25 protein-coding genes and 1 tRNA gene are annotated in these 24,751 nt (G+C 60.6%); 13 read left to right on the forward strand and 13 right to left on the reverse strand.

Annotated elements, in window-relative coordinates:
• Nucleotides 1-258: 258 nt before the first annotated feature.
• From HBNXHr_RS14135 to HBNXHr_RS14165, 7 genes are all read left to right on the forward strand, one after another.
• Nucleotides 259-2,628, forward strand: coding sequence for a hypothetical protein (locus tag HBNXHr_RS14135; protein WP_275882634.1), 2,370 nt, complete (start codon nt 259-261; stop codon nt 2,626-2,628).
• A gap of 94 nt (nt 2,629-2,722) precedes the next feature.
• Nucleotides 2,723-3,046: a hypothetical protein gene (locus tag HBNXHr_RS14140; protein WP_275882635.1), complete on the forward strand. Its 324-nt coding sequence runs from the start codon at nt 2,723-2,725 to the stop codon at nt 3,044-3,046.
• Nucleotides 3,047-3,582: 536 nt separating this feature from the next.
• Nucleotides 3,583-3,945: a hypothetical protein gene (locus HBNXHr_RS14145; RefSeq protein WP_275882636.1), complete on the forward strand. Its 363-nt coding sequence runs from the start codon at nt 3,583-3,585 to the stop codon at nt 3,943-3,945.
• On the forward strand, nt 3,932-4,297 hold the full coding sequence (locus HBNXHr_RS14150) for a hypothetical protein (RefSeq protein ID WP_275882637.1): 366 nt from the start codon (nt 3,932-3,934) through the stop codon (nt 4,295-4,297). The genes HBNXHr_RS14145 and HBNXHr_RS14150 overlap by 14 nt, the downstream gene beginning before the upstream one ends.
• Nucleotides 4,298-5,143: 846 nt before the next feature.
• On the forward strand, nt 5,144-5,677 hold the full coding sequence (locus tag HBNXHr_RS14155) for a hypothetical protein (RefSeq protein WP_275882638.1): 534 nt from the start codon (nt 5,144-5,146) through the stop codon (nt 5,675-5,677).
• A gap of 225 nt (nt 5,678-5,902) precedes the next feature.
• Complete coding sequence (locus HBNXHr_RS14160; protein ID WP_275882639.1) at nt 5,903-6,436, forward strand: hypothetical protein; 534 nt, start codon at nt 5,903-5,905, stop codon at nt 6,434-6,436.
• Nucleotides 6,437-6,735: 299 nt separating this feature from the next.
• A complete protein-coding gene (locus HBNXHr_RS14165; protein WP_275882640.1) occupies nt 6,736-7,083 on the forward strand; it encodes a hypothetical protein in 348 nt (115 codons plus the stop codon).
• A gap of 42 nt (nt 7,084-7,125) precedes the next feature.
• Here HBNXHr_RS14165 and HBNXHr_RS14170 read toward each other — a convergent pair whose 3' ends face one another.
• From HBNXHr_RS14170 to HBNXHr_RS14190, 5 genes are all read right to left on the reverse strand, one after another.
• Nucleotides 7,126-7,326, reverse strand: a complete 201-nt coding sequence (locus tag HBNXHr_RS14170; protein ID WP_275738259.1) for a hypothetical protein — start codon at nt 7,324-7,326, stop codon at nt 7,126-7,128.
• A gap of 104 nt (nt 7,327-7,430) precedes the next feature.
• Entirely contained in the window at nt 7,431-10,313 is a 2,883-nt protein-coding gene (locus HBNXHr_RS14175) for a YegP family protein (protein WP_275882641.1), read from the reverse strand.
• 315 nt (nt 10,314-10,628) lie between these two features.
• On the reverse strand, nt 10,629-13,313 hold the full coding sequence (gene leuS / locus HBNXHr_RS14180; protein WP_275882642.1) for a leucine--tRNA ligase: 2,685 nt from the start codon (nt 13,311-13,313) through the stop codon (nt 10,629-10,631).
• A gap of 184 nt (nt 13,314-13,497) precedes the next feature.
• Entirely contained in the window at nt 13,498-14,718 is a 1,221-nt protein-coding gene (locus HBNXHr_RS14185) for a transposase (RefSeq protein ID WP_275882643.1), read from the reverse strand.
• Nucleotides 14,719-15,106: 388 nt separating this feature from the next.
• A tRNA-His gene (locus HBNXHr_RS14190) sits at nt 15,107-15,178 on the reverse strand.
• Between the two features lie 365 nt (nt 15,179-15,543).
• Between HBNXHr_RS14190 and HBNXHr_RS14195 the strand changes: the two genes are divergently transcribed.
• A complete protein-coding gene (locus HBNXHr_RS14195; protein WP_275738271.1) occupies nt 15,544-15,996 on the forward strand; it encodes a DUF5814 domain-containing protein in 453 nt (150 codons plus the stop codon).
• Nucleotides 15,997-16,001: 5 nt separating this feature from the next.
• Here the strand turns inward: HBNXHr_RS14195 and HBNXHr_RS14200 are convergent, their stop codons facing one another.
• The 3 genes from HBNXHr_RS14200 to HBNXHr_RS14210 form a co-directional block, all read right to left on the reverse strand.
• Nucleotides 16,002-16,433, reverse strand: coding sequence for a CopG family transcriptional regulator (locus HBNXHr_RS14200; RefSeq protein WP_275738273.1), 432 nt, complete (start codon nt 16,431-16,433; stop codon nt 16,002-16,004).
• Between the two features lie 67 nt (nt 16,434-16,500).
• Complete coding sequence (locus HBNXHr_RS14205; protein WP_275882644.1) at nt 16,501-17,115, reverse strand: DNA-binding protein; 615 nt, start codon at nt 17,113-17,115, stop codon at nt 16,501-16,503.
• Nucleotides 17,115-18,050 carry a replication factor A gene (locus HBNXHr_RS14210; protein WP_275882645.1) on the reverse strand — a complete coding sequence of 312 codons (936 nt, stop codon included), beginning with the start codon at nt 18,048-18,050 and terminating at the stop codon, nt 17,115-17,117. Before HBNXHr_RS14210 ends, HBNXHr_RS14205 begins: the two co-directional genes overlap by 1 nt.
• Nucleotides 18,051-18,212: 162 nt before the next feature.
• On the opposite strand from HBNXHr_RS14210, the gene HBNXHr_RS14215 reads away from it, so the two are divergent.
• The 3 genes from HBNXHr_RS14215 (at nt 18,213) to HBNXHr_RS14225 (ending at nt 20,969) form a co-directional block, all read left to right on the forward strand.
• Nucleotides 18,213-18,518, forward strand: a complete 306-nt coding sequence (locus HBNXHr_RS14215) for a hypothetical protein (RefSeq protein WP_275738279.1) — start codon at nt 18,213-18,215, stop codon at nt 18,516-18,518.
• 82 nt (nt 18,519-18,600) lie between these two features.
• The gene (locus tag HBNXHr_RS14220; RefSeq protein WP_275882646.1) at nt 18,601-19,359 is read left to right on the forward strand and encodes an ABC transporter ATP-binding protein; all 759 of its coding nucleotides are present in this window, start codon (nt 18,601-18,603) and stop codon (nt 19,357-19,359) included.
• On the forward strand, nt 19,356-20,969 hold the full coding sequence (locus tag HBNXHr_RS14225) for a hypothetical protein (RefSeq protein ID WP_275882647.1): 1,614 nt from the start codon (nt 19,356-19,358) through the stop codon (nt 20,967-20,969). The genes HBNXHr_RS14220 and HBNXHr_RS14225 overlap by 4 nt, the downstream gene beginning before the upstream one ends.
• Nucleotides 20,970-21,035: 66 nt before the next feature.
• On the opposite strand, the gene HBNXHr_RS14230 is transcribed toward HBNXHr_RS14225, so the two are convergent.
• Entirely contained in the window at nt 21,036-21,443 is a 408-nt protein-coding gene (locus tag HBNXHr_RS14230) for a hypothetical protein (protein ID WP_275882648.1), read from the reverse strand.
• 226 nt (nt 21,444-21,669) lie between these two features.
• Here HBNXHr_RS14230 and HBNXHr_RS14235 point away from each other — a divergent pair, with 226 nt between their 5' ends.
• Complete coding sequence (locus tag HBNXHr_RS14235) at nt 21,670-21,876, forward strand: hypothetical protein (protein WP_275882649.1); 207 nt, start codon at nt 21,670-21,672, stop codon at nt 21,874-21,876.
• 38 nt (nt 21,877-21,914) lie between these two features.
• On the opposite strand, the gene HBNXHr_RS14240 is transcribed toward HBNXHr_RS14235, so the two are convergent.
• The 4 genes from HBNXHr_RS14240 to HBNXHr_RS14255 form a co-directional block, all read right to left on the reverse strand.
• A complete protein-coding gene (locus HBNXHr_RS14240) occupies nt 21,915-22,700 on the reverse strand; it encodes an SDR family oxidoreductase (RefSeq protein ID WP_275882650.1) in 786 nt (261 codons plus the stop codon).
• Between the two features lie 100 nt (nt 22,701-22,800).
• A complete protein-coding gene (locus HBNXHr_RS14245) occupies nt 22,801-23,274 on the reverse strand; it encodes a TRAM domain-containing protein (protein ID WP_275882651.1) in 474 nt (157 codons plus the stop codon).
• Between the two features lie 89 nt (nt 23,275-23,363).
• Nucleotides 23,364-23,654: a hypothetical protein gene (locus HBNXHr_RS14250; RefSeq protein ID WP_275882652.1), complete on the reverse strand. Its 291-nt coding sequence runs from the start codon at nt 23,652-23,654 to the stop codon at nt 23,364-23,366.
• Between the two features lie 44 nt (nt 23,655-23,698).
• Complete coding sequence (locus HBNXHr_RS14255) at nt 23,699-23,950, reverse strand: hypothetical protein (RefSeq protein ID WP_275882653.1); 252 nt, start codon at nt 23,948-23,950, stop codon at nt 23,699-23,701.
• Nucleotides 23,951-24,268: 318 nt separating this feature from the next.
• Between HBNXHr_RS14255 and HBNXHr_RS14260 the strand changes: the two genes are divergently transcribed.
• Nucleotides 24,269-24,733, forward strand: coding sequence for a hypothetical protein (locus HBNXHr_RS14260; RefSeq protein ID WP_275882654.1), 465 nt, complete (start codon nt 24,269-24,271; stop codon nt 24,731-24,733).
• The last annotated feature ends 18 nt before the right edge of the window (nt 24,734-24,751 follow it).

A 24,751-nucleotide genomic window follows, 5' to 3' on the forward strand; every position in this document is an offset into this window, starting at 1 on the left:
CGCATCCATTAAAAAGACTTCACGTTGTGTCGGCGACGGCTCACAATTTGTCCCTTGATAAGTCTAACCGGAAATTATTTTTAAATGGTGTATGTTTTCGACAAATATGTCCTGGAGTGGTGGGCAATGGAAATTGTTCGCGGTCGTTGCATCGGTTCTCATGATCGTCTCGATAGTGCCAGCAGGGACGGTCTCTGCCGGGACAGTCACAGAAACCGCGGGGAATACAGCGCCGGTTGATACTGTCCCGAGGTGTCAATGGACGGGCCGCCGGTGATGTTGAAAGCCCAAGCCATGGAACAAGTCGAGAATTTCTCAACCCCTTCTACCGATCTCGAAGCAGCCAGAGAGCGCGCCCGCTCGCGCCTGAACGAGTTGTCCGCGTATTACCAGGATCCGACACGCATCGACGACCAGCACGCGTTCATTCGCGATGCAGCAGCGCTCCGCGCACTGACTGACTTCGACGGGACTGATCAGAGCACGCGACTCGACCAGATCGTCGAGTTGGTGGCGACAGCAGACAACCGGTCCGCTCGGCAGGTGATTCGTGATGCCGAGTATGCCTTCACAGCGACTGAAGCGGACCTCGGTCCGGGAATGACAAACAGTGTCGAAGCGCACATCGACAACGCCCGGCGACAACTCGACCGGGCCGAGCGGATTCGTGATCGTGCTAGCAAGAAGTCGGGTGCGCAATCCATCCGCACGACTGCGCAGGCCATCCGGACGTACGGCTCTGCACTCAAACAGGCCCGGACCGCGTTGCGATTGATCGATCGCAAGGTCGGCTCGGACGTGACGCTGACCCGACGGACGGATCCAATCCATAATGGAAGCGAGCCAGTAGCGTACACGCTCGTCGGCAACGTCACGAATCCGACCGGCCTCGACGCGACGAACGTTACCGCGACGATCAACGATGACCGTACAGTCGCCCTCCCGCTTCGCGGTGACTACACCAACGCTACTTTCGCGAAACCCATCAACCTCACCGAGCGGGTGAATACGATCGAAATTTTGGCTGTCGAAAGGGAAGCCGGCCAGAAGTCGAAAAACAGCAGCGATGGCGGCTCACTCACGCACTCTAAGGTATCTCAGGCAAGTACGGTTGTCCTTCGACTAGACGGTGACGGATTACCCGATACCTACGAGGGAAACGTAACGGGCACGGATCCGCTGGATCCGGACAGTGACGCACCGTCGACAGCGGTAAACGAGGCTACTAATGGCACGATTGACAGTCACGAGGACTTCGACGGCGATCGGTTGATCACTGCTCGCGAACGCAAACTGGGTACGGATCCGCTCGATGCGGACACTGACGACGACGGCCTCGACGACGGCGTCGAACCCACCGAACCGTTTGCGACAGACCCACTCGATCCCGACTTTGACGACGATGGATTGGCCGACGGGCAAGAACTGAGAGGGATCACGAAAGCGACCCAAGAGACCACCGGTGGTAAAGTCTCGTTCACGAATTTCAACGTTAGAGAGGCGAACATACTAGAAGAACCGACTGATCCGCTAAACTCCGATACGGACGGCGACGGCTACTGGGACGGCTGGATCGGCGTCCACGATGTCGGGTATTCGGATAACGTGATTCTCTATCGAGAGCACTTACAGTCGGGCAACGGTATTAGCGGAGATGACGAACGCGTCGACGAGCAGGTTGGTGTGCACATAGTTCACCCCGAGGACCCGGGAGCGAATCTCGATAATGCACCCGGCTCTTCCGTGAAGCGGCATTCGAACGTTCACATCGGCGAGTTACATTGGGATTCGGATCCAACTGACCCGAATCCCGACCAATTGGACGAGAAAACGTCGCTCGAAATCGAAGTGGACTGGATAGAGGGGCGCAACCCCGATGATAGAACGATTGGCGGCCAACCCATATTGGATGCGATCAAAGACAATTACGCATTGTACGGCATCAATTTGAGTTTCCACCGGGATCAATCACTCTCGACAGATCAAGTGACGAATGTCTGTAAACTCTGGGGCGAGACGTGGGCATATAAAACCTGTATGAAACGTATCACATTGCCCGGCTTGAACGCTTTTGAACTCCATAAACTAGAGAACAAGTATCACAATGATACTAGCAAAATGCATATGCTATTTGCGACGAACTACAGTCGCGAATCGGAAATCCCGATTGTCTCGACGCACGATCCATTTATTGATCCAGGCGTCGACGGGTTAGAAGGCCATACCGGCTCCCCAGGCCAGGCAGGGATCATCGAAACCGCACCGTACGGCACAGTCATCCTCGCTGACGAACCGGAACTGGACAGTAATGAAACGATGACCAGCACGACCATGCACGAACTCGGTCACGCGTTGAGTATCGGCTGGCTAGATGACAAAGGCCCAGGCCACATCGCCGAGTGTTACAGTGGTGGCTCTTGCTATGGTGAGTTTGGTGTCGGTGGTGGTGATGATGAAACGCCAGAAGAAGTCGATCGACAGCCTGGGCAACCGGGCGGAATATCTGACGATTGGAGTGTCATGAGCAGCACCGCTGAACCCGAGCGAATGGACCGGAGACGATTTGCATTTAGTCTAGAAGAATTGTTCACTGTAGACTTCAGCGACATACCATCAAAGAATGAGTAATATGTACACCCGCCGACGAGTTCTTTCTCTACTGGTAGTAACAATGGGGGCATCCGCCGGATGCACCTCCAATAACACCCATGCAACCCTCAGTATGGATCTTCAGGATGTGGCGGAAAAGGATGAAAAGTACGAAGTCACGATGAACGCACAGGTCGGTGTTGTAGCTGATTGGGAACCATTTCGGAACGTTTCGATCATTGGGAAGGGAGAAAATGGAACGGTAATTTGCCGAAAATTTCTGGGCGATCTCACACAGTCAGGCGATTACGATCCAGTCAGATTTACGTGTGATAAATTCCCACACACAATCACGTACGAAATCGACCGGAGCCCGTGTTCGAAGGATACAACGGTTCGGAAGATGGTTTACAAAGAAGATCAGGAGGACTGGTCCCCCGAAGATGTTGAGTGCTAAAACTCCCACTCAGATTCGAAATGCGTCATCAAGATATGTTTTTCCCGGACTGTGCCACGCATTGAGTATCGGATGGGCGGACGACACGTCAGTGCCAATCCCAATACTTGGCGATTTCATCGGAAGCGACGCCTACGAAGTCTACAGTGTGAACATGGGCATGCCGGGCAGAGCAGGCGGTCTCGACCCGACACCCGAGAACATCTCGTTGCCGAATCCGGACGTTTCCTCTCCCACATATCCGTGGTGGAGTCTAATGAAACGCGGTCCGGCATTCGATACCACTGATAAGCGCCACCCCGGACAATGGCCAGTGTTACACTTCAGCATCGAAGAATTAAGCACGGTAGACTTCCGGGAAATACCGTCAAAAGGGTCTTGACATGTTACGCCGAGATATATTGACGTTCCTCGCTACAGCGGGAGTGATGACTACCGGGTGTGTCAATATTGGAGATGAAGAGACGCCAACGAAAGAGTGGAGAGTTAGTATTTTTCCAACGGTGAACCGGACTAATTCCGGGTTTCGGACTACAATGGAGGTACGGGTGGATTTCTGGGACGTGACATTTCACGACCTGGAAATAGTGATGTATGATGATAACGGGTCTCTCCTCCCGTCTCACTCATTGGGTGATTTCTCCGGGACTAGAAAAATCACTCTCGAAACGAAACGATTTCCATATATTATCACAGCAAGAGCCAGAGAAACCCCATGTGACGATAACGTGCACATTGGTTTGACCTACTGGAATGGAACGCTCGAACAGCGCGGCCAGGGATTCGACGAGTTCGAACGTGTCTGGGAGGGGCGGCCCCGTCGCTGTGATGAGGAACTGCCGCCAGAACAGCTGCTACCAGACGACGCCACGCCAAAATTAGACAATGGTACTGAATAATATCCAGCCAGGCAACAACGAACTCGGACACACGCTCTTGACTGGCTGGGCGGACGACACGTCAGTGCCAATCCCGATACTTGGCGATTTCATCGGAAGCGACGCCTACGATGTCTACAGTGGGAACCTGGGCCACCCGGAGTGGGCCGGCGGTATCGATCCCACGCCCGAGAACGTCTCGTTACCGAATCCAACCCCAACCCCCACGTATCCCTGGTGGAATGTGATGAAGCGAGAAGAAGCGTTCGACAGCGGGAGAATTGGCCATCCGGACCAATTCCCATTATTACACTTTAGCATTGAGGAATTGAGTACAGTTGACTTCGAAGAGATTCCCTCACGTGACTCATAATATGAGACGCAGACGGGTAATCGGTGGTCTGTTTTGTATATCTCTCCCGATGGCTGGCTGTGTATTGCCATCGAATACGCAGACGCCAGCAAAACAGTGGAATCTCATGATATGGCCCAATGTTTTTGCTGACGATTCAGCGTGGGAAGTAGAACTCACTCTCCAGAACGACTCTTTCGAATCTGCGTTCCACGATGTCGAAATACTCCTCTTTGGGAAGTCGGGAGAACAATTAATTAGTCAGCAAGTCGGGACCGTGGACAGTGAGAAAACTGTCGCACTCAGCACTGAAGCGTTCCCATATTTGATCACAGCGAAAGCAAAGGAATCCCCCTGTAATGAACACGTAAATATCGGATTAGTCTACTGGGAGGGGGATCGTTCTCAGATGGGTGATCAATTTGACGATCCCAGAGATGTCTGGGTATTTGACGGACGAAAATGTGATCAAGAGTTGCCCCCAAAAGAATTTCTCCCAGCTGAGAATGATGCGCGGTAGGTGCAAGTGTGTTGAGCATGACAACATATTGCGCTCTGTCGGCTGGAACGACGACACGAAGATTCCCTGGTTGGGCGATCTCGTCGGTCAGAAAGCGTATGAAGTCTACAGTGGGAATATGGGCCACCCGGAGTGGGCCGGCGGTATCGATCCCACGCCCGAGAACGTCTCATTGCCCAAGCGAGGGATTACTGCTTCTGCCTATCCGTGGTGGAGTATCATGAAACGTGGGACGGCGTTCGATACGACCGATATCGGCCATCCTAGTTCGGTTCCACTCCTACACTTTAGTATCGAAGAGCTAAGTACAGTTGACCTCAAGGAAATCCCATCCCGCGAGTCTTGATATGAAGCGTCGCTACTATCTCCAGTCGCTATTTGGTCTTTTGGTTGTCGGAGGCGGTTGTCTCAGCAATGAAAATGATGGGACTCCTGGCAAAGAATGGGAGCTGAGTATCCATCCATTTGTCAGGAAAGCAAACTCCGAGTGGGAAGTTGAACTTTCCATAAAAAACGGCTTCTGGGGTGCGACGTTCCACAATATAGAGCTAGTCTTGTTCGATCACCGTGGCGAACTAATTCGGTCTCACAATATAGGGAATATCTCTGGAGGAGGTACAAGATCGGTCGTTCTTCACACGGATGCGTTCCCAGTTGTGATCACAGCTACGGCCGACGAATCTGTCTGCGATACAAACGTGAGTATCGGCTTACTCTATTGGATTGGGACCAAAGACCAACGAGCGAAGGAGAATGTTGACTTTAGTCAGGTTTGGGACGGGAGGCCCCGGCGATGCGACGAGGACCTTCCACCAGCAGAGCTCTTCGCGAACGGATCAGATCCGACGGAGACCGCTCCGAATGCGACAACAACGGATTGAAAATGCACGAATTGAACCACGCATTGAGTATTGGTTGGGGGGACGATGAGCCCATTCCGATACCGGTAATTGGCGGTTTCATCGGAAGCGACGCGGATGAGACGCCGGAAGAGATCTGGGATTTATATCGACGATCGTTGATGAGTGCCATTTCCGAAGAGAAGTTTGGGCAACCGATGAACGGCGAATATTCGATTTTCAGCATTCAGGAGTTACTAACGATCCATGAACCTGAATAACAAACTCCTCGTTGGGAGTCTCATCTTCGTGGTTCTGGTAGTGGCTGGTGGTTCTATATTTGTCTTCACCGGAGGTCTTGGTCACGAGGAGAAACAAACACCGAACCCACCAAGACAGCATACGGATGTCGAATTTGATGGAGATATTTCAACAGCTCCACGATTCAATCTCACGGGGACTATCGAGATTGGAGGCATACTCAATGAATATCCCTCTTTCACAAACGTAAGCATCCGACTCTATCGAGACAATGGTTCGATTATCGATAGTCGATGTCTAGGAACCATCTCTGAGGAACAGGCATTGAACGTCTCACTCACGGCTAAAGAGGTGCCAAAGTACGTCATCTTTGCGTCCCCCGAATTCTGGACAAAGTCTACTGTGGACGATTTCCAGGTCTATTATTACTACTTAGACGATACGAGGCCGACATATTGGGCTGGTACCTGGGGTTCCACAACGGAGCTCCCGTCCGAAATTAACGTAACGCGCCACCATCCATGCCAGAACATCGACTAGAGTAAGTGGATTATTTAAATCAAATCGTCATGCACGAGATCGCCATTCGTATTGTGTGAGTCTCGCCGACGACGAGGGTGTGGAGATAGACGAGTGCACGATGGAGAATGAGATCTACAGTGGGAATGATGGCATATATGGATCCGACCCCGGAGCGATCCGGTAGTTGCTAACAGATCGGGCACTCTATAGCAGTATCATCGTCCCCGACACGACAGTGAGGCGATCCCCCACCGAACAGTCTTGGTTCCCAACCACCAACCGCCACTGTCATTGAGCACCACGACCCTAGGCGAGCCATGGATGAAATCTGGTTCGTCGCCGGCGGGGTGGGCCTCGTCCTCGCGATCGTGGTGATTCTGTGGTGGGGCCGGTCGTCGGATAGGGCCGCCTCGCGGCAGGCACACGAGGCCGCCCAGGGCCGGGAGCCGCCGGTCGAACTGGGCGAAGTCTACGAGTTCGGCGTCGTCGAGTTCACCGATCACCACTCCGGCGAGCGCATCGCCGTCGGAAAGGTCGAGGGGTTCGTGCTATTTACCGAGGACGTCCCGGCCGCCGTCAGCGAAGGTGATGTCATCCGGGCGAAGGTACTCTCGTTCAACGAGGGCCGGACCTCGGCGGACGCGACGTTCGTCGAAAAACGTTGAGGGGCCGCGCGACGGCCGGCGAACAGCACCGTGAGAGGCCGCCTATCCGCGAAGGGCTTTCGCACCTTTCGAGAGGAGCAGGTACAGGACCGCAAACGGTAACAGGGGCAACAGCAACAGCAGGATCGGCAGCAAGACAAGATAGCCAACCACGTTCATCTGGAGGTTGGGACGTTCCGTCGTCAGCGGCGTCACCGTCCGGAGCGCCTCCTCGATAGCCCCGTCTTCGTCGGACGTGCTCATACGACGACTATGGCCAGACGGGCTATAAAAGGTCCGCACTGTCCACAAGATCCGCCGGCTACGTTGGGTGGAGCGCGATCATCGCGATCGAATCCCGGGCCGACCTACCAGGAGACGACGGTTTCGCCCTCGGGGGCGTGCTCTTTGACGGTGAGCATCTCCTCGCGGGCCGACTGGCGGGTGTCGTGGGGTTCGACGCTCTCGGCGAGCGCCGAGCCGTTCTCGTCGATGAGTCGCCAGATCCAGCCGTCGTCGCGCTGGGCGAACTCGAAGGAGACCTCGTCGATCTCGAGGATGCTCGCTTTCCCGGTCGTCTCACGCGCCTCGTCGATGGCGTCGGCGACTGCGTCCCGAGTCTCGTATCTGCCGGCGCTGACCGCCCGTACCGTCTCGTCCTCGTCGATGAGTCGCCACCGCCACTGTCCGGCTGCATCGCCATCCGCGTCACCGGCGACGGACGTCTCGCCCGCGAGGTCACCCTCCCGGTAGGGCTCGAACGCAAGCGTCTCGATATCCATCCGTTCGGCATCGCCGGCCCGGGCCTGGACCATCTCGACGTCGTCGATGACGTCCCCGCGGCTCTCGTAGGTCCGGGGACTCACCGCGAGATCCCGCCGATCCGCGTCGATGAGCCGCCATTGCCACTGCTCGCCCCGCCGGTCGATCCAGATGACGCCACGGCCGATGTCGAAGACCGGCGCGTCGGCGGCATCGGAAATGAGGCGGTCGATGTCCGTCTCGGCGGCGGTCCGGGTTTCGTAGGTCCGTTCGCCGCCGGCGGCGAGGTTGCGATCCCCGTCGATGAGCCGCCAGTGATAGCCGGCGTTCTGGCGGAGCTGTACCGTCACTGCCCCCATCGTGTCGATCGATCCCTGAGCGCCCGCCTCGCGGACGTTGGCGATCGTCGTCGTGACGTCGTCGTAGGTGGGGTACTCCTCGACAGATTCGGCGAGGATCGTCCCGTCGGTGTCGACCAGCCAGAAGCCCCAGGTCTCCTCGTCGCTGACGAGCTGGAAGGTGGCATGCTCCATCGCACGAACGGCCGCGTCGTCGATGTGATCGATCAGGAAGTTAACGGCCTCCCGGGCCTCGGCCCGTGAGGGATAGGACGTGGCGCTCTCGGCGATGAGTTTCCCGCCCTCGTCGATAAGCCGCCAGGCGTAATCGCCGCCACCAGTCAGGTGGATCTCGAACGCGGCAGTGTCGATCTCGAGAACCTCCGCGTCGGGCGCGTTCTCTTTCAGCGTCCGCATCCCCTCGGTGACCTCGGCTTTGTCCTCGTAGGACTCGCCACTGTCGGCCATGACCTTCCCGTCCTCGTCGATGAGTCGCCAGCGCCACTCGCCGTCGGACTCGTACTGCTGGAATGCGGCCTGCTCGAATTCGATGAGGTCGGCAGCAAGCGCCTGTTCACGAACGCGGTCGGCCGCCGTCTCCGCCTCTTCTCTGTCCGCGAAGGCCACAGTACTGTCCGCGAGCACATCACGATCAGCCGAGACCAGCCGCCAGTGCCACTGCTCGTCGGCGGGGTACACCTCGTAATCCGCCCCCTCGAATTCGATCGTCTCGCTCTCGCTCAGGGCCGAACGCGTGCGTTCCGCACTAGCCGTGGCGTCGCCTTCGTCGGTTGCGTGGCCGTGCATCGTGGCGATGATTTCGTCGGCACGATCCCGGAGTCGCCACGTCCAGCCCGCGTTGGCTGGTTCGAACTCGGAATCAGCGCCCGACCAACTGTCGCTTTCGTAGACCTCGTATCCCGGTGAGCCGTGTTCGATGACGGCCGCCGCCGAGAGTTGCCGGGCCATGGTCGTCCCGGCGGCCTCAGCCTCACCGCGCGAGTCGAAGGTCCCGTCGCTCGTGACCAGCGGATTGTCGGCGTCGTCGATGACGCGCCACCGCCAGCCGTCGCCGTCCTCAAACAGCTCGATGGCAATGGTCTCTACGGCGAGCGCGCGTGGATCCTCGACCCATTCGAGGAAGCGATCGATGGCAGCCTCGGCGTTGGCCTCCTCACCATAGGCGTCGGGCCCCGCAGCGAGTGGACGGTGGCGTTCGTCGATGAGTCGCCAGTGCCAGCGGTCACCCTCGTCCTGAGTGATGTCGAAGGCCGCCCCCTGGATCTCGACGAGGCTGGCGTTCGGCGTCTCCTCTTTCAAGAAGTTGACTGCCGACTCGATCGCGTCACGGTCCGCGTAGGCGTCATCGCTGGCCGAGATGATACTCCCGTCGGCGGTGACCAGCGACCACTCCCACTCCTCACTCTCGGTCTGGTACAGTCGGAAGGCCGCGGTCGTGATATCGAGCAGCCCGGCACCGGCGATCTTCTCACGGACCGCCTGGACTTCCATCCGTGCGTCGGTGTCGGTCGCCACCGTCGTGGCACTCTGCCCGATCGCGTCACGCTGGATCGTCCGCCAGGTCCAGTCGTTCGTCGGCGTCTCGAAGACGGTGAAAAACGCATCCCGAGTCGCATCGCCGACGAGTATCGGTGCCTCGTCGTCGCCCAAGCCGAGTTCGGGTTCGACCAACAGCCCCTTCTCGCCGGTGACGATCGGGACGAGGATGGCGACAGCGACGATGATCCCGATACCGAGTGTATAGACGGCAATGAGTTCAGCACTGTAGGCGGGCCCGACCGTCCAGGCCCCGGGATAGATCTGTGTGAAAGCAATGATACTCAAAAAGGCAATAGCGAGGCCAAGAATACTGGCTTGCATGCCACGCCGCCGGACCGGCAAGAGGACGACGACGGCGAACAACCCCAGCGCAAGTCCGATGGCCGAGAGGACGATGGCGATCTCCCGGATTTCGAAGTTCCCCGCAAAGAAGTGCTGTTCGATCTGGAAGACGAAGACCCCGAGCAGCCCCGTGAGACTCCCCAAAAGCAACAGCCAATAACCGTAGATGTCACGTTTGGACTCCGGTTCCCCGATGTACCGGTGATACAGTTCGACGAGTTTCTGATCTCGAATGTCGTCGACAGCCATGTGTTGCCATCACCGTATCTAGGATCGGACTAAATAAATATACGACACGTTTCAAGCTCATTCGATCCCGAAATGACTCTTATAATATCGATATCAGCAATAAGTTTGGAGCCATTCGGTCGAGCCGACAGGAAGACAGCGAGGGAATGGTTTTCAGAATGCGCAAAAACCGCGATCAATTCATATATCTTACGTTTCTGCCGGATCGCCGCGGATCAATGACAGTCGAAACGGTACAGACAGCGGTCGCGGGACGAACGAGTCGGGAAAGCGACAAACTGGTCGATACCGACCCGGGAGTGTAGCCCGTCGCGATCACTCCTCGATGTCGATCGCCGGGCGGCCAGGTTCGGTCTTGCCGACGAGGTCGTCGGGCGCGTCCTCCGCAGCCAGGACCGTAACCGCGGCGTCGAACTCCCGTTCGATCAACCAGGCGGCCCGCTCGAGGGCGGCCTGTTCGCGCTCGGGAGCGAGGAACTCCTCGACGTGACCCCGGCCGGCGAGTTCCTTCGCGTAGTCAGCGGCGTCCTCGCCGTAGCGTTGGAGGTCCTCGTTCTGCATGACCGCCGGGACGACGTTCTCGGCGTCGCGAGCGATCTCGGCGACCTGGTGCATCCAGGCGGGCGCAACCGCGAGCGTGATCTCGTCGGGATCCTCGATGCCGACCGTCTCGACGATGTCCCGGACGTCCTCGCGAGTGTCCTCGATCAGGCGGCGTTCGAGGGTATACTCCTCAGGGGCTTCCCCCGCGGGCCACTCGGCTTCGACCAGCAAGCCGTCGGTGCCGAGAACGTCGGCGATCTCCTCGCCGACGTGTGGCGCAACCGGCGCGAGGAGTTTCGTTGCTGTCGCCAGTCCATGCTCGAACGTCTCGGTATCGACGGCTGTCACGTCCCGGTACCGGCGCAGCAGGGAAACGAGTTCCCGGACCGCCTGCAAGGCATGGTTGAACCGGAAGTCCTCGTACTCCGCAGTCGTCCTGGCGGCGGTCGCCTCGATCTCACGGGAGACGTACTCCGCGATCGCCCTGTCGGTGTCGTTCCCGTCGTCGGCCGTCGCTACCTCACCCGCCTCGTACTCGACTGCCAGCGTGTAGAGGCTTTGCAGGAAGTCATGGGCCGAGCGGACGCCCTCCGGGCTCCAGGCGAGTTCCTTCTCGGGCTGGGCGGCCTCCATGATGAACAGCCGCGCCGTGTCGGCGCCGTACTCCTCGATGATCCGCTGAGGGGAGACGCCGTTGCCGCGGCTCTTTGACATCTTGTTGCCGTCCTCGCCCAGGACCATCCCCTGGTTGGTGAGGTTCTCGAAGGGTTCCCGGACCCCGGAAAGCAGGTCGATATCGTCGAGGACCTTCGTGAAAAAGCGCGCATAGAGCAAGTGCATCACGGCGTGTTCGATCCCGCCGACGTACTGATCGACCGGCATCCACTCGCTTGCCCGCTCGCTGTCGAACGGGGCATCCTCGAGATCCGGCGAAGCGTATCGCAGGAAGTACCACGACGACCCGATGAAAGTGTCCATGGTGTCGGTCTCGCGTTCGGCGGGGCCACCGCATTCGGGACACTCGACGTGCTTCCAGTCCTCGGCGGCGTCCAGGGGGTTGCCGGTCGTGTGGACGAACTCCGGCAGTTCGACGGGGAGGTCCTCCTCGGGCACGGGGACCGCGCCGCACTCGTCACACCAGACCATCGGAATCGGCGTCCCCCAGTAGCGCTGCCGTGAGATGCCCCAGTCCCGCAGGTTGTACTCCGTGCGGTGCTCGCCGTCGAATTCCTCGACGAATCGCTCGCGGGCGTCCGCGCTTTCCAGCCCGTCGAACTCGCCGCTGTTGACGAGCACACCGTCCTCGGTGTAGGCAGCCTCCTGAACGTCGATGTCTTCGGGATCGATATCGGCGTCTTCGGTCGGTTCGACGACCTGCTGGATCGGGATGTCGTGGGCCGTCGCGAACTCGTGGTCGCGGTCGTCGTGTGCGGGCACCGCGTAGAGCGCACCGGTCCCGATATCGGTCAGCACGTAGTCAGCGACGTAGACCGGGATCTCCTCGCCCGTGGCGGGGTTGACGGCGTACTCGCCGGTGAACACGCCCGAGGTGACGTCCAGGTCGTCCTCGTCGGCTTGTTCGGCCATCTCGACGTATTCGGCGACTTCGTCGTTCTCGTCGGCGATCTCCCGGGCGACGGGGTGGCCCGGCGCGAGCGAGAAGTACGTCGCGCCGTAGATCGTATCCAGGCGGGTCGTGAAGATGTCGACCTCGCCGTAGCCGGGAATCTCGAAGGCGACGCTGGCGCCTGCCTGTTTGCCGATCCAGTTGCGCTGCATCTCCCGGACGTTGTTGGGCCACCCGTCCAGCCCGTCTAAGGCCTCGTAGAGTTCCTCGGCGTAGTCGGTGATCGTGAGGAACCACTGGTCCATCTCGCGGGTCTCGATCGGCGTGTCACACCGCCAGCAGAGTTCCGCTTCGCCTTCGACCTGTTCATCCGCCAGCACGGTCTCGCAGGACGGACACCAGTTCAGCTCGGACGCCTGGCGTTCGACGAGTCCTTCCTCGTGGAAGCGCTCGAACAGCCACTGGTTCCAGCGGTAGTACTCGGGTTCGCAGGTCGCCAGTTCTCGCTCCCAGTCGTAGCCAAAGCCCATCCGGGAGAGTTGCTCGCGCATCGAGTCGATGCAGGATAGCGTCCAGTCCCGGGGGTTGGTGTCGCGTTCCTCGGCGGCGTTCTCCGCGGGGAGGCCAAAGGAGTCCCACCCCATCGGATGGAGGACTTCCTCGCCGCGCATGCGCTCGAAGCGGGCGAACGCGTCGGTGATCGTGTAGACGCGGACGTGCCCCATGTGGAGGTTTCCCGACGTGTAGGGGAACATCGCCAGGACGTACGCCGGATCCTCGGCGTCGTCCGGGATGCGGAAGACGTCCGCCTCGTCCCATTCGTCCTGCCAGGCGGGTTCGATCTCCGTGTGATCGAACCCGCGCTCGCGCTGATCGTGCTCTGTGGCCATCTTGGCCCCATCTGAGAGGGGGATACTGCTATACCTTTCTCTTCCTGGGTCGACCATCAGATCCCCGCACGGCCACTGACGTGTCGGCAGTTGGGCAATCGTTATTCGACCGCGGTACGTCGCGCCACCGTCACCTTCTCCGCCCTGAAGGGCGGAGCTTGTCGGTGGACTCCCGTTCTGACCACTAAACGGTGGTAGGCGTGTAAATGCCGTTCACGTTCAACGTCCCCGACTTCAGGGCAAGATGACTGGTTACCCCTCCAGACCCAGACTTGTGCCAGTTCTGGAGTAGTTTCCGAGCGATGTTCTTCGCGGCGTTGTAGTCGGCGTGGTACTCGCGCCCACATTTCAGACATTCGAACTCGTCGCCGTCTCTGTTGTCGTCGTGCGTGAAGCTACAGTCAACGTGGCTACACCGTTGACTGGTGTACTGTGGCGCGATCTTCTCGACGGCGATACCATACTCAGCAGCTTTGTACTCGGTGTACTCCTGAATACGGCGAAACGCCCACTGCTGGAACTTTGACGCGTTCGAGATACGTTTGCGGATATGTTTCAGCTTCTCGAACGCGATGTGCGTACAGTCGTGGGCGAGAGCTTCCTGTACCAGTCCCTTCGAGACACGGTGGAGGTAGTCTTCGCTCCAGTTGGCGAATCGTCCACCGAGTGAGTTCATCGTGAGATGCGCCGACCGCGTTCCTGTTTGTTGCAGTTTTCCACGCCGCTTTTCGTATTCTCGCCGCTTGTGGTTGAGGTAGTCGGCGTTGCCGATGAACGCGCCACTCGAAGTGACGGCAAGGTGTCCATCCACATTCAAGTCTACGCCGAGAACCGTTCCGTTCTCGGCATCTTCCGGCTCTGTGTCCGTCTCTTTCACGACAGCGATGTGGAGGTAGTAGTCGCCGTCACGGTGATGCAACGTCGCTTCGCGTTTCTCCCACTCTTCACAGAAGTATGTCGTCGGTGGGACGTCTTCGTCAGGGAGGACGTACTCGGCTTCGATACGGCCGTCCACAGTGGCAAGCGTGGCGTAGTCGTCGTAGTAGGTGATTGCGTTCAGGTTGTAGACGACTGAATCCGACGTGAATTGTGGTTTCGAGGGATTCTCGCCGTCTTTGCGTTTCTCGACACAGGAATCGAGTGCGTCGGCGGCCCGATTCCGCGCGGCACAGACGAGGTCAGCGTTGAGTTCGTCGGTCGCTTCGCGTACTGCGTCGTATGTCCGGTCGTGGAGTTCAGTTTTCGACGTGACGATATAGCCGTCTTCAGTGCCGTTCCATCCGTCGTCTGCAGCCATCTGAGCGGCCTGTTTGAAGCGCTCTATCGTCTCTTGGAGAAGGCGGTGAGCATCGTCACCTACGTCAAGTTTCACGACGGCAGTACGTCGAAGCTCCACAGTATCCATATGTATTTGAGTAAGTATAAAAGTTACTCATATAGTGAAATAACACTGGGGAGTCAGATGTGGGATAGCCGGTGGATTGCTGTATAGAGCGTACGCGATTCCCTCCCGTCCTCGAAAATCGAAGATTTTCGGGTGCAGCAAGACCTTCGGTCTTGCCATGCCCCTGTTCGTTCCTCGGTTCTGACTAGGTCAGAACACTCGTCACTCACGGGAAGGGCGGGATTCCCTCGCTGTATCAAGATGGACACCAAGACCACGCCTCGTTTCGAACACGCGTTCACACGTCGGACACTGAAATTCCTGCACAAGTACTGTGGCACCGCACCGAGTGATAAACGAGAGCCGTCAGCCTCAGATATGATTCACACTTTTAGATCGCGGAAATAAGGTCCGGGTGCGAGAATCGAACCCGCCTCTCAGCCTCCACAAGGCTGAAGGATAACCACTACCCCAACCCGGACACGCTGAGAGCAATTGCATCTATCTCGCTGTCGTTCAAATACGTTACGACTCATTCGGGCGCTGTCCCGACGTTCATACTCCGGCGTGTGTGGACACGAAAGCGCGAACCAGCCCGTGCCGAGACAACCCGAGGACCGGGCCCGATTCTCGCACCCGGACTGTGCGAGATCGCGAATTCTTGAGCGATCTCGATTTCTACGAGCGGGGAACGAAGTGACCCGCGAGCACTCTGGGACGAACGGACGTAAGGAGCTAACAGTCTCAAACGGAAATTGAAGCGTGGAGACAGCGAACAGCCGGCCTACCCGACGGTTCTATCTTCTTCGAGATGCTTTTGGCGTCCTGGCCTAATATAGAGCTGTCGTGGCGATCACCGACAAGATCTACATCAAGAACCACCGCCAACTCGTCTCCCAGCTGGAGACCTCGTTCCCGAAGAGCGCCTTCGCCGGCGCGACGCTGGACGTCCTCTTTCACGGCGAGAACCTGGGCAAACTCGACGATGCGACCCGGGATCGCGTGCTCGACTTCGCCGAGGACTTCATGGACTGTGACTGCCAGTCGGCCCCCCATTGTGGTCATCCGGAGGAGAAATTCGTCCGCTACCTCCTGGAGTTGCGTGCCGACGGCCTCGGCCCGGACGCCATCGTCGACGTGATGGGCGACGACTACATGCTGTATGCCTATCCCGGCGACGTCCTCTCGTTTCTGGACGGCGCGGTCCGGACGCTGGAAGCCGTCGAATCACTGGCGGACGTCGAGGGAGAGACGGACGCAGCCAGACAGGCCCAAAACAGACGCGAGCAGTTGTTATAGCGGGGTTAAACCGGCTCGTCGAACTCGCCGATCCGATAGGCGGATTCGTCCTCGTCCTCCTCGCCGTCTAGATCTTCGAGCTGAATCACGTCTTCTTCGTCCCCGTTGACCTCCTCCCGGAGCTTTGTCACGTAGCGTTTGTACTCCTCAAGTTGCTCCCGGAGGTGGTCGGATTCGAGTTCGAGACGCTCGTGCTCGCGGATGAACGATTTCGGCACCTCGACTTTCGGCGGGAAGCTCTCGTCGTCGCTTTCGGATTCACCGCTGAGTTCGTGCTCCGGAACGACTTCGACCTTGCCGCTGTGGTCGACGAGCATGTCGACGTAATCCCGGAAGACGGCCGACAGCGAAAGGTCTCGCTCCTCGGCGATCTCTCTCAGGGTCTCGAATTTCTCCTCGCTGACCCGAAAGGAGATGGTCTTGTTCTTGTTACTCATGGTTGGCGACAATCGTTTGCCCACCTACTTAATCATTTGTCAGACGGCGGAGAGAGTCGCCGCGACCTCAGGCCTCAGGTTCGGCCGTCTCCTCCTCTAGACTTTCGAGGGCCTCGACGACGAGCCGTCGATAGTTCTCGACCGCCGGTTCGTACTCGTCGTGAGCCATCTGGACGTACTCGTCAGCCGCGTAGTCGTCCTGGGTCGGGTCGGCCTCCCCGTAGTGTTGGACGCGTTCGAGCGTCCGTTCGGCCGTCTCGACCACCCAGCGATTCCGGGTCGTCTCGTCGACCGGCGTGATCGACTCCGGCCGGATCGAGACGTTGACCTCGCCGTCGTCGGTCTCGTAGGTCCGGGGCTTGCCGACGATGGAGACGTACGCCGGTGGTTCGAGCTCCCGCAGCATCGAGGCGGCGTCGGGCTGGTACTGCCCGGCGTAGGCGAAGTAGGTGTCGCCGTTGGGATCGACAATCCGGCCCTGCCAATATTCGCTGTCCTCGCCGACGTCCTCGGTCTCGGTCAGCGTGCCGACGACGAAGACGCGATTGGCGCGCTCGCCCGTCGGCAGGAGGACGTACACCGGCGCGCGGTCGTCGTCGCTTTCCTTGAACGTGTAGGTCGCGTCGTTGAACTCGCCCGCGAAGACGCGGCGGGCAACCTCTCGGGTCGGTGTCGCCGCCATTATATCGACCTCGCTTTGATCAGCGTCGCTTCAGGATCGACCGCGTCGGTCAGCGTCTCGACCTCGTCGGCCAGCAGGTACCGCCCGAAGGTCGGCCCCTCGACGCGATAGTACCGCCCCATGATCGTCCCCTGCATCTCCTCGACGACGACGCTCGTATCGAGGGCGTCCATCGCCATGTCCTTGGCCTCCTCTAAGGTGATGCCAGTGAGATTCTCGGTCGCGTCCTGATCGAAGATGACCTCCGTCACGTCCTCGCCGTCGTCGAGGACGCCCTTGATCCGGAGGTCGAACTCCCCCTCGACTTCGCCGTGTTCGCTACACCGGCCGTTCTGGAGGACGCGCGTGCAGTCCTCGTCGGGACAGCGCTTGATCAGCCCGCTGCCGCTCTGGATGTCGACTAAGGCCCCCTCGACCTCGAGGGCGTCGTCGCCGACCTCGATCTCCTCGTCGGTCTCCTCGATCACCGTCGTCCGGTTGAGTTTGACCGAGAACCGGCCCTGGTACTCGTCGGTGACGACGTTCCGGAGGTGGTAGGTCGCGCCCTCCGCGAGTTCGGGGAGGTCGGATTTGGACCACTTGGTGAACTTGATCGTCCCGGTCTCGTCGCCCAGCAGGCCGACCTGGGCGACGGCGTCGCTCCGGGGCTCCCAGAGCTCGACGACCTTCGCCGTCATGTCGACCCACTCCTCGGGCGCGTCGACGTCGGCGGCCTGGACGGTCTCGTTACCGCCGCTGCCGCCGCCGATATCGTCGCGATCCAGCCCCGCCTCGTCGAGGTAGGAGTTGGTGACGCTCCGGCGGGCCTCGCTGATGGGGACCTGGTACTCGTTGACCAGCGTGTCGAGTCGTTCCTCGACATCGTCGACACTGACGTCTAGCTGGTCTGTGAACTGCTCGTGTATCTCTTCCGCGTGGGTATGCAAATCCGTCATGGCTGTGCTGTCTCCGCGTGTTTTCGATGGGAGACGATTGACAGTTGGTCGGCCTCCTATATAAAGTCGCGGCGACCACGGCGGAAGTGAAACAGTAGGGGGAGGGTTAGCAGCCCGGTTTCCCGAGAGAAGATTCATAGGAAGGGAGTTCACAGCCCAACCATGGCCGAGGACGGGCAGCGGCTCCCGCAGTTCCTGCGATCGGGTATCGAGTCCGCCGGCCGGCAACTGGCCGAGGCCAGGCGTGCCTACGAAAGCGCAAAGCACGCGGCCCGGAGTGATCTCCCGCTCGCCGAGGACGGGCGGGCGCGGATCGTCTGCCGGCGACACGCCGAGCGGCGGGCCGTCCGGGTGGACGGGAGCGGTCGCCCGGAGTGCGTCGATCCGGAGCACCCTGACTGCCAGGGATGCGTCGAGGACGTGCGGGCGGGGACCATCGAAACGTGGGAACCGAACGACTCTCGGTGACCGGCCGGCTCGAAACCCGGATGACTACATCGTGTGCAGTCGTGGATGAGTCATTATAAGGGGTGGCTGAATACCACGTGTCATGACAGCGGACGCAAGTGCGATCACAGCAAGGGGAGTGACAAAACGCTACGGGGCGACGGTCGCCGTCGACGGGCTGGATCTCGACGTGCCCGCGGGCGTCGTCTACGGCTTTCTTGGCCCCAACGGCGCGGGGAAGACCACGACGATGCGGATGTTGACGGGATTGATCGAACCGACGAACGGCGACGGGTTCGTCGACGGCGTCCACTGTACCGACCGATCGAGCCTCGTCGAGCACATCGGGCTCCTCCCGGAGGAGCCGCCGGTGTACCGGGAGTTGACCGGTCGTGAACAGTTGCACTTTGCCGCGGATCTGCGGGGGATCCCCTGGAACCGCGTCGAAGACCGGGCGCTCGACATAGCTGAATCGCTGGATCTCGCGGCGGATCTGGACCGGCGGATCGACGGCTACTCCAAGGGGATGAAACAGAAGACGGCATTTATCCAGGCCGTCCAGCACGATCCCGCCGTGGTGTTCCTCGATGAGCCGACGTCCGGCCTCGACCCGCGGGCGGCCAAGACCCTCCGAGAGTTGATCGTCGACCTGGCCGCCGGTGACACGACGGTATTCCTCTCGACGCACATCCTGCCGGTCGTCGAGGAGATCGCCGACCGGGTGGGCGTCCTCTACGACGGCCGACTGGTCTCGGAGGGGTCGCCCGACGGGCTCGCCGCAGCGGCCGACGAAGACGGCGAGGCCGACCTCGAGGACGCGTTCCTGGAACTGACCGCTGATCCCGAGAGAGCCTGGCAATGACGGGGCGCAAGCGTTCGAGACGGGAGGTCTGGCGAGGGGCGTGGACGCTCTCCCGGACGGAGTTGCGCACGACGATCCGGAACGTGCGTGGAAACGGCCGACAGCTCGTGGGATTCGCAGTTATCGGCCTGATGGTGTTCGGGTTTCCGCTGGTGCTGTGGGAACAGACGGCCGGGTTCGGTCGGAATGTCGCGACCGGATCGCCGCCGATCGGCACGCTCGCCGCGAGTTACCTCGGGGTCGCGTTCGCGGGCGGCTACGTGGGGTTCGTGGGCGGGTTCAACCAGTCGCGAGTCGGCGTCGTCGGCCCCCTGGTCAGGACGTCGATCTCGCCGACGGCGGTGTCGATCGGGCGCTTTCTCACGCGAACGATCGAGGGCTTCGCCGGGTTCGTTCCGGCGGGGATCGTGGTGCTCGCCGGCGTCGGCGTCGGTGCCGGGAGCATGCTCGTCCCCATGCTCGTCGGCCTCGGTTCCCTGCCCCTGGTGGGAACGGGACTGATGGCTGGTCGACTCGTCGGTGACACCGCTCGCTACCTCAACGAGCGTGTACAGTTGTCGCTGTGGGTGCGTGCGGGGCTGTTCCTTGGCCTCACGATCGCCGTCTTCGTCGGAACCCAGGCGGTGTTGGCCCCAGTCTTCGAGGGAGGGGATGGGTTCGGACCCGGCTCGATCGGCGCGATACTGCCCGGCAATCCGGTCCAGGCCTACGCTGGTCTCGTGCTCGCTCCCCTGGGCGGGACAGTCACGGCGGTCGGCGTCGTCATCGCCGGCGTGCTCGCCGTTGTCGTCCCGCTCGGGTTCGTCGTCACGATCCGGCTGGAGACGCTGTTGCTCGTCCGGAACGTTGGTGGCGATAGCTCGACCACGCGTGTGGCGGGGACCCACGGCGTCCCCTGGCTGTTCAACCGTACGCCCTCGGCACGGATCGCCTGGCGGTACCTGCTCCGAACGCGGCGCGACCCGCGGACGCTCGCCCATCTCACGCCCGTGTTGTTCGGCGCGCTGGGGATGAGCGGAACGGTACTCGAAGCCCCCCACACATTGCTGTCGATCGGTCCACCGGCGGCCGTCATCGCCGGGGCCATCCTCGCGGGTGGCGCGTACTGTCTCAATCCACTCGGCGACGACCGCGATCAGCTCCCGTTGCTGTTTTCGAGCACGTCGTCGGTCGTCCCGCTGCTCCGAGGGCGGATGCTTGCCGGGATCGTGCTGGGGCTGATCGTCGGGCTCGGCGTTGGGACCCCGCTCGCGCTGGCCGAACACGAGCCGGCGTTCATCGTCGGCCAGATACTGCTGGCCGTGGTGCTCGCCGTCGCTTCGACGGGGGTCGCACTCGGCCTGGGCGCGGCCGTCCCGAAGTTCGAGCGCCGCGAGTACATGAACGTCGAGCGAGCCCACCCCTCGCTCGTGGTCACGATGATCTTCTTCATGGGCGGCCTGCTCGTCGGCGCAATCGGGTTCGTCCTCCTGTGGGTCGCGATCACGGACCACCTTCTCGGCGGGGTCCTTGCCCTCCTGGGGTATACAGCGGTCCTGGGTCTTGTCGCTGCCGGCGGGTACTGGTATGCCATCCGGCGGTTTCGAACGCTGACACTCGACGAGCTGTGAACACGACTGACCACCCCACGCGAGTGGGTTCCAGCGAGACACCTCCAGTATTTCAACAACCGACGGTCAGTTCCACACGAACTCGTACAATTCTTCATCCTGATAAATGCCGACCTGCGTAATGCTGCCGATCACAAGCCAGACGAAATAGACGCCAGTCATGACCAGGGTGACGGCTGCGGGATCGATTCCGGGCACGGTGCCAGTAGCCATCGTTCCGACGGCAACTGCGGTAAGCCCTGACGGCACAGCCCGGATGTGCTGGTCACCGGCCAACTGCCTGCCAGCAGTGGCTGCAAACGCCAGCGCGAACACGCCGGCCCCGAGCGATCCGGTCTGGATCCCAGCCAGACTCGACGCCCGCAACACGGTCAGTCCGCCAAGGAGACAACCGACCAAAAAGAGGACGCGCGGCCCGATCCGGCGAGCAACGACGAGCGGTTGATCGGCGGGGACGTATTCTGCGACGTTCATGCACGTCAGCGGTAGATCGCCTGGAATATAAGAATTTCCTATATGTCAACCGGAGTGACTAGGTGCCCCGCGAGTCAACAATCTCGGTGTCGGGGCTTGGTCGATTCGGGCTATATCTATCCAGTCGAGACTACCACTGAGGCGTGTCTTATCGAGCAGATCATCGGGACGCTGCCGGCAGGATGCCTCCCGGAACATAAAATAGGACGCCCGAAGAAGTCAACGTATGCGCGGTTTCGTCTGGTTCTGGCTGTTCGCCCTGTCTGTGCTCGCTTCGCTGAGCGCAATCGTCGTGTTGATCGTCGACTTCTTCTACCCGAACCCGCCGTGGGGCGGGATGCCGCCGATCGGGTACGTCGTCGCGATGGGCGTTGCCCTCATCGCCCTCGGCGTGATGCTCACCCTTTCGATGACGCGGCCCGACGGCCGCTGAAGCGGTGACGGCTGATCAACTCCGCATCCACAACTGGGTCAACTCCGCATCGACCCGCCGTCGATCGGAACGGCTGCGCCCGTCACGAAACTCGCCCGGGGACTCGAGAGAAAGGCCACGACGTCGCCGAGTTCCCGCGGCTCGCCGATGCGGCCCATCGGAACGTCCGCCGCCCAGTCGTCGTAGCCCTCCTCGTAGGAATCGTACTCGCCACGCTCGACGGCATCGTCGATCAACTCCTCGATGCGAGCCGTCTCGTGGGCCCCCGGCAGGACGGCGTTGACGCGAACGTCCGGCGCGAACTCTCGGGCCTGGGTCTTCATCAGCCCGATGACCGCCCGCCGGACGGCGTTCGAGAGCACGAGGTCGTCGATGACCTCTCGGACCGACCGGGACGTGATGTTGACGATCGAGCCCGCGTCGCTCTCGGCAAGATGGGGATAGGCGGCCCGCGTCGTCCGGACGGCGCTCATCACCAGCAGGTCGTAGGCGTCCTCCCACGCCTCGGTCGGGGTGTCGAGAAAGGACCCGCTCGGTGGCCCTCCAGCGCTCGTCACCAGGTGATCCAGCCCGCCAAAGGTCTCGACGGTCGCTTCGACAAGCGCCTCGACGTCGCCGGGATCGGTGATGTCGGCCTCGATCGCCCGGACATCGCCCGGTCCCGCCGCCGAGAGTTGCTCACGGGCGGATTCCAGCCGTGATTCGGTTCGGCCACAGACGACGACGTGCGCGCCCTCCGCGGCGAGTGCCTCGGCGCTCGCGAGACCGAGGCCGCTGGTGGCGGCCGTCGCCAGCGCGACGTTGCCCTCGAGTTGCAGATCCATATTCTGACGTACGTCGCCGGGGAGAAAAGCGTCACGAGCGAAGGGCTGACGGATCGATTTCACTGAGACGAAGGGGATCGGCGGACTGTCACCGAAGCGCTCAACTGCCCCAGAAGTTGTCCCGGCTCCCGAGTTCGGGCCGGTCCGGCCCGTCGTCGCGCTCGTCATCCGCTTCGGAGTCGTCCTCGTCGCCGGCTTCTTCGACGTCGTCGCCGTCCTCACCCTCGGCTTCCTCGTCTTCGAGCGGGAGGCGTTCGACTTCCTCGGCCCGAGCGTGGTTCGAGTGGACCGTCGTCACGCGGACTTTGGCGCGGGCTTCGGGCAGGACGCCGTCGACCATGAGGATGAAGCCGTCCTCGGTGCGGCCGACGCCAGCCCCGCTCTCGTGGATGTCCTCGACGGTGACGACGACTTCCTCGCCGGGCTTGACCGGCTGGGACTTCAGATCGGAGATCGGCTGGTTGTAGTGGTTGCACCACTCGGCCCCGCCGCGGTCGCCGTAGTGGGTACATCCCATACCCTCGATCCGCTCGGTGAATTCGGGGCAATCGTCGGCGAGTGGACAGTCCGCCATGCTGAATCGGCGTAGTTGGCGGGTACGCAAAACGTTTGCGTCTGGCTCCAGCGATCGGCGTGCGGGTCGATCCCAGGTGACGGAGTGTCCTACTCCCCCGGCGTCGAGACGTCCTCGCCCGCGCCGTCGGCGTCGATCGTCAGCGTCCGGTCGGTCTCGATCGATTCGATCCCGTCGATCTCGCAGATCGCTCCGACGGCAGTTTGAGGGACGGAAACGGCCAGTGTCTCGAACTCCAGGCTCTCCTCGATCGTCCCACCGACAGTTTCGATCCGGTCGCGGATCGCGGTGACGTCGTCAGCCGCACGGACCAGTAGCGTGACCGATTCGTCCTCGGCCGGGTGCTCACGGATCGACCGGACAGCCGGAGAGACGTACATATGGGATCGATACGCCGGCGCTCACTTCGGTGCTTCGCTGACAATCAGGTGATCTCCTCGGCCGGCCCACATTCGACGAGGATTTCTGTCGAGTCCAATACGCTGCCATCAGCCGAGCGCACTTCGATATCGAATCTCGTCGGCTCTTCGTGTTGAAACGTGAGTTCACCCGCTTGGCTGTTCCAGGGTTGGCGGGCGAGAACCTCTCCGTCGACGACAATGACAGTGGAGACCCCGGACTGGTCCGTTTCGAGGTCGTAATACACGGACACTGTCGTCTCGTTAGCCCGAATCATTTCGATGCTCAACGTCTCACCGGTTTGCCCACGGTTCGACGCGCCACATAGTGTCCCCTCCTCGGACCCGCCGGTCCCCTCGACTGGAGATCTGAGATAAACGTATACACCTACTCCGCCAGCGACTGTCGCGCCGGCTGACGCCAAGAGTTGCCTTCTAGTAACCATTGCTTTACAGTCGTTAGTACACTTCCTGGGTGGGATACATATCATTTTGTATTTATATTTCGATAATTTGATTCCACAGTAGTGGTGTCGCAGGTCGGCCGACAACCCGGCGCCCCAAAGTTAACTACGTCGGGGTCGTGACTCCATCGCATGGACGTTCGTGAGGCGGTCGAAGCCGATGCCGATGCCCTGGCGGCACTTGCTGACTCGCCAGTGGACGTGATGCGAAATCTCGTGCACGACCGGACGGTCCGGGTCGCCATCGATCCCGACGCGATCGAAAGTGGGCCAGGGGGTGATGTCGAGCACGACGGCAATACCCAAGACGACGAATCGTCGTCGATCGTCGGGTTCGTGAGCTTCGACGCCCGCGACGAGACAGTCTACGTCACGCAACTCGCCGGCTCCGAGGGGGCGTGTGCACGACTGCTCGAGGAACCGATCCGGTTCGCCCGCGGGGAGGCGATGGCCGTCGAACTGCTCGTGCCTGACGGCGAAGCTGCCGTCCAAAACGCCGCCGAGGCGGCTGACTTCGCCACCGCAGGCTCCGGCCCGCGGTTCTCCGGGCAGCCGACGACACGCTACCGGCTGGAACCTGACCCCGACGCGACGTGAGCGACTGGCCTCAGTGAC

Origin of the sequence: Halorhabdus sp. BNX81, assembly GCF_029229925.1 — an archaeon.
GTDB lineage: Archaea > Halobacteriota > Halobacteria > Halobacteriales > Haloarculaceae > Halorhabdus.